The 265-nt window shown below is 42.3% G+C and carries 1 protein-coding gene; it reads right to left on the bottom strand.

All coding sequences use genetic code 11. The features are described 5' to 3' along the window. Positions 1–265 (bottom strand): IclR family transcriptional regulator domain-containing protein (locus tag SB775_RS30400; RefSeq protein ID WP_486360721.1); only part of this gene is annotated, 265 nt, incomplete at both ends.

The following is a 265-nucleotide window of genomic DNA, read 5'->3' as shown; positions in this document are numbered from 1 at the left end:
CCTCTTCCCTGTTCACCTAGGAAAGCCAATATGACTTTGCCGAGTGCACTTAAATGAGCAGGAGAGCGCTCTCCAACTTGCGTATGACTTCTAACAGAATGTGTGCCATCTACAACTTGTGTTGTTACGATATCTGTTCCGTCTAAAATTCCTATATAGACTGTTTCCCCAATTTCAGAGCTTACCTGAAAAAGTGGTGGAACCGATAACCAGCTCAATTTAGCATTATAAGGATTCGTTCGACCAGCAACTTTATCTGTTACAC

This window comes from Peribacillus sp. SIMBA_075, assembly GCF_046534585.1.
The sequence above is the reverse complement of the archived record's forward strand: the minus strand, read 5'-3'. Positions and strand labels throughout refer to the sequence as shown.